General features: G+C 46.5%; 7 protein-coding genes. All 7 read right to left on the bottom strand.

Features of this window, described 5'->3' with window-relative positions; all coding sequences use genetic code 11:
• Positions 1-126: 126 nt before the first annotated feature.
• Positions 127-1,323 carry an LPS export ABC transporter periplasmic protein LptC gene (gene lptC, locus QUA90_RS26940; RefSeq protein ID WP_333324420.1) on the bottom strand — a complete coding sequence of 399 codons (1,197 nt, stop codon included), beginning with the start codon at positions 1,321-1,323 and terminating at the stop codon, positions 127-129.
• A 176-nt stretch (positions 1,324-1,499) separates the two neighbouring features.
• A complete protein-coding gene (locus QUA90_RS26935; protein WP_006631885.1) occupies positions 1,500-2,105 on the bottom strand; it encodes a LabA-like NYN domain-containing protein in 606 nt (201 codons plus the stop codon).
• A gap of 105 nt (positions 2,106-2,210) precedes the next feature.
• Entirely contained in the window at positions 2,211-3,803 is a 1,593-nt protein-coding gene (gene metG, locus QUA90_RS26930; RefSeq protein ID WP_333324422.1) for a methionine--tRNA ligase, read from the bottom strand.
• An 836-nt stretch (positions 3,804-4,639) separates the two neighbouring features.
• Positions 4,640-5,785: a heat-inducible transcriptional repressor HrcA gene (hrcA, locus tag QUA90_RS26925; protein ID WP_445300145.1), complete on the bottom strand. Its 1,146-nt coding sequence runs from the start codon at positions 5,783-5,785 to the stop codon at positions 4,640-4,642.
• A gap of 245 nt (positions 5,786-6,030) precedes the next feature.
• Entirely contained in the window at positions 6,031-6,900 is an 870-nt protein-coding gene (locus QUA90_RS26920; RefSeq protein WP_333324428.1) for an alpha/beta hydrolase, read from the bottom strand.
• A gap of 127 nt (positions 6,901-7,027) precedes the next feature.
• Positions 7,028-7,753: a hypothetical protein gene (locus tag QUA90_RS26915; protein ID WP_006631881.1), complete on the bottom strand. Its 726-nt coding sequence runs from the start codon at positions 7,751-7,753 to the stop codon at positions 7,028-7,030.
• Positions 7,754-7,905: 152 nt separating this feature from the next.
• Positions 7,906-8,997 carry an RNA-guided endonuclease TnpB family protein gene (locus QUA90_RS26910; protein WP_333448405.1) on the bottom strand — a complete coding sequence of 364 codons (1,092 nt, stop codon included), beginning with the start codon at positions 8,995-8,997 and terminating at the stop codon, positions 7,906-7,908.
• Position 8,998: the final 1 nt, after the last annotated feature.

Raw genomic sequence — 8,998 nt, 5'->3', positions numbered from 1 at the left:
TTCTGCCACATCTCTTGATGAGATTATTCGCGCTTATTGTGCAACTTAGTGTCTCATTTTTATTTGAAATAACTATATCTGCGTTCCTCTGCGCTCATCTGCCTTTATCAGCGGTTGCAATCCCATCTACTGTCCCAAATTTCCCTTGTACTCGTCCGGTACAAATTCCGTAACCACTTGGCCGCCGCCACCGTCGCCTTTGACAATCACAGTTTGATTTTTCAACTCTCCCGCCGCCCTCGGCCCAGTTAAATTAAACACCGGATTTAGTTGCTTGTAAACGACATTTCCTTCGGCGTCGAAAGTCTGATTAGTTAAATACCACGTTACGCGATCGGTATTTAATTGAGCTTGACGTTTTTCCCCAATTCCTACCACATTCCCAGTCAAATAAAAGATTTTTTTCTCTAAATCTCCCCGCCCCGTATCCCCAGTCATCGTCACCTTTTCCACGCGGTGAAAAACCTTCACAGGCCCAGGCGATACCACAGATTGCGCCGGAAAATTCCAACTCATCAAACTGCTTTCTATTTGCAGCGGCGGGTCTGATGGCATCAATTGAGCGTTTTTTGTCAGCGTCGCAATCTTGGTTTTTAAGTCTACATCTACTTGGTCGGCAAAACCGCTGTCTGTTACTATTTTATCTTTGTATCTGTCAATTTGAGTCGGTTGGTCGCTGTTTACCTTTTGTTGCTCCACAAACCACACTAAGTGCTCGGTTCGCAATTGCAAAACCGGATCTTTAACCTTCGCCACTACAGATCCGAATAACTCCATCCTCTTAGCCCTACTGAAAACCCGCGCTTCCTTCGCTGAAGCAGTTACCTGTTTGTTCTCTCCAGTCAAATTGTTGCGGACAACTAGAACATCTTCTTTCGGCCGCCACTCCAACTCATTTCCGCGCAAAACCACTCCATTTTTTAGGTCTGTAGCGACTATGTTACCTTTGAGAAAAACCTGATTGCCTTCCTGAAATACCTGCCCGGTTTCTCCCTGAATGTCGTAAATTTCTTTGCCGTCCTGAAACAATTTGCCCACAGGTTTCTGAACGTTAACTATCTTTTTGTCTTTGCTGTAAACAGCATTTTGCGAGTTTACTTTCCAGAACGTCTCGCCCTTTTCGTTTGCTTGTTCTAGAGTTACTTTGTTTAAAGTTAAAGTGCTGTTTGACTGTTGAGCAGTTTGGAGATCCTCAGCTAATTTGTTTTTTTGAGTCTCTTGCGGAACCGCACAAGCATTAATCCCCAAAATCAGTGCTGCTAAAAATAGCAGCCTCAATTTTGGGGATTTGAGATGGGGATTTGGGGATGTGAGATTAATCATTTGGAATTGGGAATTGGTAATCGGTAATTGGTAATCGTTAATTGGTAATTGATAATTTGGTAGTGAAAAACACTTAATCAAAAATTAAAAATCTCTTATGCTTTGTCTAAATTTTTAACTTCTAATTCTCCCGAATTCAACCCATTAACCCTTACAAATTACCCCTTACCAAATCCCTATCTGTCGTCGTGTTCCTCCATCAAGCTCAGACCCGATAAAGGGCGGTAAGCATAATTAGGGCGCGATGTTTTTTGGATGTCGTCCTTAATCATTTCCAAATCGATATAGCGATCGGCTACATTAATCAAACTGTCACTCGTCATCGATCGCAAACTCACCACCTCAACCCGCACGCCACGATAGCTCACAGCGTCTACAGCATAAGCCAAATCGCCGTCACCGCTGACCAGAACCGCCGTGTCGTAAGACCCCACTAAAGCCATCATATCCACAGCGATTTCTACATCCAAATTCGCCTTCTTAGAACCATCTGGCAACTGTACCAAATCCTTAGAAATCACGCGGTAGCCGTTGCGGCGCATCCACAGCAAAAACCCCTGCTGTTTCTCGTTAGTGCGATCGACACCCGTGTAGAAGAAAGAGCGCAGCAGCCGTGAACCCGCAGTTAAACGGCACAGCAGCTTAGTGTAATCAATCTCAATTCCTAACTGCAAAGCCGCGTAAAAAAGGTTAGAACCGTCAATAAAAATTGCCACTCTACCGCGATTTTCTAGAACCTGTTCCGGCGTAAAAAGGTCGTTGCTTTCTATTCTATTCAACATGATTGTTATGCCTCAATTTTTATGAAAGATTGGTAAGGAAATAACTGCTAATTCGTAGTCTCTCATCACACCCAGAGCGCTGGCTGCCAACTATGAAGGTACTGTTTACTGCAGTTCGAGCCGCTTAAAAACAGGTTGGGGTTCCCCCAGAGTTTGGTTTGCCGGCAAAGCGCCCCAGGCAGCATGAGCTGCAAAATTCGCTAAACTGTTAACTGTAACTCGATCGTTAAAGTCAATTGAAAAACCTAGCTGCTGATAGATAGCGTTGCTGATATTCGGAATAATCGGCGATAAAAGGTAAGATGCTAGTCTAACAGATTCCAGAACAGAATATAGCACTTGTTCGACACTTTCGATCTGTCCCTGCTTGTACAAACTCCAAGGTGCTTGCACGTCAATAAACTTGTTCCCGGCTCGAACTAATGCAAGCACGGCTTCGGAAGCCTTGCTAAAAGCTAACTCTTCGTAAAAACTCGCTACTTGCTCGCCCAAATCCAGGCTCATAGCCTTGAGAAGGTTGTCGCCGTCAATGTTTTCTGCCAACACATTCGGTACGGAGCCACCGCAATATTTGCGAGCCATGTTTAGGGTACGATTAAGCAGATTTCCCAAATCATTTGCTAGCTCAGCATTCAATATATTGATAAACCGAGTTTCGTTAAAATCGCCGTCCTCTCCGAACTCAATTTCTTTAAGAAAATAGTAACGCACTGCATCAGCGCCGTATTTGTTGACCAATTCGACAGGGTTTAAAGTATTACCCTCCGTTTTCCCCATTTTTTTGCCGTCTTTGGTCAAAAACCCGTGTGCGAAGACGCGACCCGGCACCAGTAGATTTGCTGACATCAGCATTGCCGGCCAGTAAACAGCGTGGAAGCGAAGAATATCTTTGCCGATCAAGTGCAAGTCAACCGGCCACCATTTAGATAAAGCATTCTCCAAAATCGGGTCGCTGTCCGGATCTAGCAAGGCGGTGACGTATCCCAGCAAAGCGTCAAACCAGACGTAGATGCTGTGACTGGGGTCAACTGGCATTGGCAGACCCCATTCGAGATTTACTCTAGAAATCGAAAAGTCTTGCAGTCCAGAGTTGACGAAACTGAGCACTTCGTTGCGTCGGCTTTCCGGCGCGATGAAGTCGGGACGTTCTGCGTACAAGGCCAGCAGTTGGTCTTGATACCGGGACAGACGGAAAAAGTAATTTTCCTCGTCGCGCCACTCAACTTCCTTGCTGGTGTGGACGGAGCACCGATTTCCCGGCAACAATTCCCGTTCATCCTTGAATTCTTCACAGGAGACGCAGTACCACCCTTGTTGCTGGTTCAAGTAGATGTCGCCGGAGTTCCAGACGCGCTGGAAAAATTCTTTGACAATGTACTCGTGACGCCGCGAAGTTGTGCGGATGAAGCGATCGTACTGGATGTCGAGTTGCTCCCACAGCGCCTCAAACGCCGGAACCACTGAATCGCAGTGAGCTTGGGGCGATCGTCCCAAACTCTCGGCTGTGCGCTGAATTTTCTGCCCGTGTTCGTCAGTCCCCGTCACCAGCAAAACAGATTTGCCCCGCAGCCGCTCAAATCGGGCTAGGGCATCCGCAGCCATAGTCGTATAAGCGCTGCCAACGTGAGGTAAATCGTTTACATAATACAGAGGCGTTGTTATCGCAAAGGTATTCTTAGTTTTATCAGTCGATTTCATTGAATGTTAAAAGAAAATTCCCTAAATTTCGTTTCGATCTTAACTCAGCGGTTAAATTTTTTATGGAGTGGCAATCAAGCCAAATTTACTGCAAGTTATGTGCAATTGTCTAACCCGGGCTATTCCCAAAAGAAATATTGCTTTCATCTCCACACTAATCTTTTTTAGTTGTTTTTGACGAACTCTCTAAAATGTCTTAATATTTTGACATTCTGCTGCCTTGGGAAGCGACGAGCGCGGGGTTCGCGCCTCCTCAATTTATTTGTCGCAGCCGCTATCCCTAGAGCGGGCGATCGCCCACCAGGATTGCAACAGAACTCATCAGTTCGGCTGCTCAACCTGCCATTTTACTAACATTCCGCGACCACTTTCTGTAAATGCGCGATCGCTCCCCATCGCAATCTTTTTCTCCCAATCGCCGGAAAGTCGCTTCCCCCTAACTCCTGCCACTTTCCGAGCCGCTCATGGACGCAGAAACAGGGTTGTTTACGAAACTCTCTTGTCAAGCGCGAAGCTTTAGTTTCTTGCCCCAAAAAGGGTATCAAACCCGCATTCCGCACCCTCAACTGTTACTATCGGTTTTTACTTATTTTGAGCCAGCAATAAAACTATAAATCATACTATAATACCGTAGATTAACGGATAAAGAACTTTTTGAATACATAATTTGTTACTTTGAATATATAGTTTTCTGCGTAATTATGCTGTATGACATCCCAGGGTGTGGAATGTGGGATAAAAGCGTAGGTTTTTTCTCATAAAACCCGGTTTTTAAAGGTTGCGAGTACATCCACAGACAATAAAACCCCAAGCCAGTTAAGCTTGGGGCTATCACATTAGGGTGCATCTAACAAGGGATGATCCGATCGCCCTCCTCGATCTCCATCAGGAAAACTAACTCGATTTCCGCCAATAGCTTCTGACAAATAATCGGCCGCAGCTTCCACCACCGCGATCGCATTTTCGTAAACCATCCGCGTCGGCCCCAAAACCCCAACACTACCCACCGGTACCGATCCCCGGCGGTAAGTCGAAGAAATCAGAGTACAGCCACGAATTGGTTCCAAGGAATTTTCCGAACCAATACGCACCGTTACCCGCTTCCCTGGAGTGTCCAACTCCGGCGATTCAAAAATCAAAGGCCAAAGCAGTTCCTGCTCTTGTTCGAGCAATTGCACCAGGGTTTGAACTTGCTGCAACTGCGAAAACTCAGGCAAGCGCAGCGCTTCTGCCAAACCGCCGATCAGAATCCGCGTGTAGGTTGGATGGCTTTGGCGGCTGCTCAAAGCAGTCAGCATGGTTCCCATCCACTCAGCGTACAGCTCAAATTCCCGGTCTAACTCGCTCCAGTCTACAGCCGAGAGTTCCGAGAGCGATCGTCCCCGCAACTTGGTGTTCAAAAAATTTGACAAAATCTGCAATTCGCGATCGACGATTTCGACATCAGGCGTGTTACCTTCTGCGTCCCTCGGCAACTGCACCAAAACCGACTGAGTTTCGTAGGCATCCGTCACCACGATCAGCATCACCTTTCCCGGCTCTAGCTGCACCAGTTGCAAGTGGCGCAAGCAAGCCGTATTGGTTTGCGGTATGGTGATCATTGCTATGTAACCGCTGATAGTTGCCAGGATTTGAGCAGCGCCACGGAGTGCCGCGTCCATGCGACCATCCGACCAATTGAGTTGGTCTAGTACCTGTTCCACCTTGCGGGCCAGCGTATCAGACGGCTGAATCAACTGGTCTACGTAAATTCGGTAGCCGGAGTCAGAGGGGACTCGTCCTGCCGAAGTGTGGGGCTGATAAAGCAGTCCAGCTTTTTCAAGAGTCCCCATCGCATTGCGAATGGTAGCTGGGCTGACGCTGAGGTTGAATTCGTCAGCCAAAGCTTTTGAGCCAACGGGTTCCGCTGTAGCTATGTAGTGGCGAACCGTTGCCCAAAGGATGTGTTGTTGCCGATCGGTGAGGTTAACGCGCACAGATATTTAAGCAGAATTAGAATTTAGAGTTGAAAGCCACTATTTAATTGAAACGTCTGTCCGAAGAGGGCGAGCGGGCAGACTTATCTATTTAACATAACAGATTTTAGATTAAGGAAGAAGTCAGTTGTGATTGGTTATTGGTTATTGGTTATTGGTTATTGGTTATTGGTTATTGGTTATTGGTTATTTGTAAGTTTTAATGCCCCATGCCCCATGCCCCATGCCCCATGCCCCATGCCCCATGCCCTCTAATCATGTTCTTTCAGAATATTTTGCAGATAACTAGCCACTGCATCCGGCTGTTCCACCATTGCCAAATGGCCACAATCGGGAAGCTGAAGGACATTCTCGCCACAACCTTGGAACATCCAGTGAAAGCTAGCCAAATGCAGCACGTATTTTGGTTCCATAATTTTGTCTTTAGTACCGGCAATAAAATAAACAGGTTGTTTGAGTTGGGAGACAATTTGTGGCAATAGGTGAATCTCCGCTTCTGTGGTGGAATCCAATAAAGCCCCCAAAGCTGCCTCTGGATGAGCTCCCACGAAATCTATTAAGCGCTGCCGTCCCCAGGATCTGCCGATCGAGCGGGCTACAGAATCGCGGGCAAACACGTAATCTGCTAAGGGCAAGCGAGGCAGCCAGCCGGGACGCATTGTCACTAGCTGCTTGCCGACCGCTCGAAATCGCTCGAATTCTTCCTTAAGATAGATGCCGCCCCCTGCATTGATGCAGACCACGCCTTTAACGCGATCGGACAATTTGCTGGCTCCCCATAGAGCGATCGTACCGCCCAGAGAGTGTCCCACCAGCCAAGCAGAAGATATATCGAGTTTTTCCAGTAAAAGTTCCAAATCGCGAGCGTAAGCTGCGGGAGTGTAACAGGAATTTAGCGGTTCGGAACAGGGGCGATCGTCGCCGGAGTCCGATTGAGAATCGCCAAACCCCCGTAAATCATAGGTAAGACACTGATAGTTTGATGCCAAGCGATCGGTCAAAGGTTGCCAGTAGCGACGGCTTAACAGCCAGCCGTGGACAAATACCAGAACCGGGGAAGTTGCAGTCGGAGCCGTCAAATCGTAAGCGTGCCGAACCCCTAGGATGTCGATGGTTGCCATAATTTTATCCTATCCCGAAATCAACACAGAGGTATCAGTAGTTTGATCGGGCGATCGGCTTGGTTTAACTTTCTCCACACTAAGGTTTTGACCAAAAACCAGGTTTCACGCCTAGTCAGTGGTATCCCTAAAATCGCTCGCCTAGCAATCTTTGTCGCACCCCCTCAGCGATTTTCTGTCCCAGATACTCAGGAATTAAACTTTCATTGGGCCCCAACAAGTAGAGAATCAGGCGAGTTCGCCCCCGCCAAACCAGCAAATTAGCATTTACTACCAACAAATCCTCTTGCCAAATGGCATACATAACTTTGTAAAAAAGTCCAGGCTGATTATCTGCTTCAATCAGCAAAGCTGGCAAGTGGAAAACCGGATCGACGTAGAATTCAGTTGCCACATCTTCTAAACCCGCGTCTAAATTAAATTCCACCGCCAACATCTCTTCAACCTCAAAATGCCCCGCCAAGGCCTCTCGAACCGCCCTACAGACGTTTTCTGCTGTTTTATCTGCTAGTACCTTGCCACCGCGAGATACTACCAATTTGATAAATACCAGCATGGGCGGGTAAATTTGACCGTACAGACTCAGACTGTGAATTGTCAGTCCGTAGGCCGCGAGCACTCCAAAAATATCGCTGAGTAGAAAAGACTGGTTCCGGTAAGCAAAATGCAGCGCACTTTTATTACCTTCGGCTCGGATTTCGATGACTGCTTGCCGAGTTTTGTAAAGTTGGTAAGCTAATTTGAGGTTTTGCAGTTGGATTTCGCTGCTGACAAATTGCTCATAAAACTGCGGAAACGCTCGGTTAAAGCGCTTGAGAAGTTCTAGTGTAGATGGTTTTAAACCCGAAGCCATAATTGAGGAGAAGGTGCGGGAAATATAATAGGTATGGACTGCTTTGTAAAACTTATTTAAACTTACCTAAAGCCATCTTTAGACACAATTCGGAGTTTACTTCCTACGCTGTTGGGTAGACGGCTAATCCCAAGATAAGTAGGCTATCCCCCTCAAGCCGAGGGTTCCCAGTTTAAAATGTTGATGCTGGCGTTGAAATCACGATCTAAAGATATGCCACAAGCAGGACAGTCAAAAGTCCGAATGCTTAGTGGCATATCTTTTTTAGTGCCACAATTCGAGCAAGTTTTAGTGCTGGGGAACCATTGGTCTACCAGCACTAAATTTGCCCCATACATTTTGCACTTATAATCGAGTTGACGCTTAAATTCGTAAAAACCTAGATCCGATATTGCCCCAGCCAGCTTGTGATTCGCCATCATGCCCTGAACGTTCAAACTTTCAATCTTAATTAGCTTAAAAGTTTGGGCTAAATAAGTTGTTAGCTTGTGAAGAAAGTCTAAGCGAATACGAGCTATCCGTGCATGGAGCCGACGGATTTTATGGTAGGTTTTGCGCTGATTTTGGGAGCCTCTTACCTGTTTTGATGCTTGGCGCTGCAAGGTAGCAAGCTTGGTTTTCGCTTGTTTTAACGGCTTCGGCGCATCAAAGACCTGCTGAGTAGACAGCGTGGCAAAAGAATTAATGCCTACATCGATTCCTACAGAGCTTTCAGATTGTTGCACTGGCAAACGTTCGGCATCAACGCCAAAGGAAAGAAACCAACGACTTCCTTCTTTGGAAATCGTAAAAGTTTGAGACACATAACCGCATTCTAAGGCCTCGTAGAGTCGAAAAGTTCCCAAGGTAGGAATCTTGATAGTGCTGCCAGCATTTAGTAAAACTTTGCCGTTAGACGAATCAACTGTAAAAGATTGACCGTCTCGGCGACTAGCAAATTTTGGATGACCTGCCTTTCCAGAGCGATACCGACTAAAAGCATCTTTCAAGTCAATCAAAGCATTTTGATAAACGCGACTAGATAATTGATTCATCCAAGCGAATTCAGGCTGTTTCTTGACGTAGTTGGTGAGAACTTTTTTGACTTCGTTAAGTACCTTTGAGTCTGTGAATTGTCCCTCGCCATACATTTGAGTCCGCAAGCTCAACCCCATGTTAAACACTACCCGCCGAAATCCTGCGTGTTTTGCCATCAAGGTCGCTTCCCGGTTATTCAATTTGAGCGCTCGCTTGACGGCAAACACA

Origin of the sequence: Microcoleus sp. D3_18_C4 (assembly GCF_036702355.1) — a bacterium.
In the GTDB taxonomy this organism is placed as follows: Bacteria; Cyanobacteriota; Cyanobacteriia; order Cyanobacteriales; family Microcoleaceae; genus Microcoleus.
The sequence above is the reverse complement of the archived record's forward strand: the minus strand, read 5'-3'. Positions and strand labels throughout refer to the sequence as shown.

Excerpts from the sequence above, each read along its gene's own strand:
- metG (WP_333324422.1), bottom strand. The coding sequence starts at position 3,803 with ATGAAATCGACTGATAAAACTAAGAATACCTTTGCGATAACAACGCCT.
- lptC (WP_333324420.1), bottom strand. The coding sequence starts at position 1,323 with ATGATTAATCTCACATCCCCAAATCCCCATCTCAAATCCCCAAAATTG.
- QUA90_RS26920 (WP_333324428.1), bottom strand. The coding sequence starts at position 6,900 with ATGGCAACCATCGACATCCTAGGGGTTCGGCACGCTTACGATTTGACG.
- QUA90_RS26935 (WP_006631885.1), bottom strand. The coding sequence starts at position 2,105 with ATGTTGAATAGAATAGAAAGCAACGACCTTTTTACGCCGGAACAGGTT.
- QUA90_RS26915 (WP_006631881.1), bottom strand. The coding sequence starts at position 7,753 with ATGGCTTCGGGTTTAAAACCATCTACACTAGAACTTCTCAAGCGCTTT.